We start from the raw sequence: 933 nt of genomic DNA, 5'->3' as shown, positions 1-933 counted from the left end.
AGTGCCCGTTCTGAATCTTGGTTATGTGGGCCGCGTGTGGCCCGTTCCTGATCTTCTCGGTGTGGCGGGCCGGGTCGGCGGGGCTGGCTGGTCAGGGTCCGGATATGGCGCGATCGCACCGGTATCCGTCGGATCTGTCCGACCAGGAGTGGGCCTACGTGCAGCCGTTGCTGCCCCCGGCCCCGAAGGACGGCCGTCCCGAGAAACACGACCGGCGTGACATCGTGGACGCGATTCTCTACGTGACCCACAACGGGGTCGTGTGGCGGGCGCTGCCGGCGGACTTCCCGCCGTGGAAGACCGTCTACGGCTTCTTCGAGCGGTGGAAACGCAAAGGCGTCGTCCTCGTGGTTCATGACGGGTTACGGGACCAGGTCCGCCGCGCTGAAGGACGCAGCGCTGAGCCGACCGCCGGGGTGATCGACTCCCAGTCGGTGAAGGGCGCTCCCACGGTGACCGCCCCGACCCGCGGCTACGACGCGGGGAAGAAAGTCAACGGCCGCAGGCGGTTCATCGTCGTCGACACCCTCGGCATGCTCCTGACCGTGCTCGTCGTCCCGGCCAACCGCCAGGACCGCGACGGCGCCCGCCAGCTGCTGGTCGATCACTACTTCACCATCCCGACCTGTCGTTTCCTGTTCGCTGACGGCGGTTTCGCCGGCCGGTTCGTCACCTGGGCCACCACTGTCGTGAAGACCACGGTCGAGATCGTCCGGAAGAAGGAAGGCCAACAAGGCTTCCAGCCACTCCCGAAACGCTGGGTCGTCGAACGCACGCTGGCATGGATCACCGCGCACCGCCGCCTCGCCCGCGACTACGAACGCGACCCGGCGAGCTCTGCCGCCTTCGTGCACTGGGCCATGATCCACACGATGGTCCGCCGGCTCGCCCGCCGAACCCCGGTCTCCCGCTGGACGCCACGGACAACCAGCG

1 protein-coding gene is annotated in these 933 nt (G+C 68.0%); it reads left to right on the top strand.

Annotated elements, in window-relative coordinates; all coding sequences use genetic code 11:
* Positions 1-104: 104 nt before the first annotated feature.
* A partial coding sequence (locus tag ND748_RS32870) for an IS5 family transposase (protein ID WP_251750143.1) occupies positions 105-933 on the top strand: 829 nt, incomplete at its 3' end.

It is taken from the genome of Frankia sp. AiPs1 (assembly GCF_023716945.1).
Taxonomy (GTDB): domain Bacteria; phylum Actinomycetota; class Actinomycetes; order Frankiales; family Frankiaceae; genus Frankia.
This window is presented reverse-complemented; position numbering and strand designations above follow the sequence as displayed.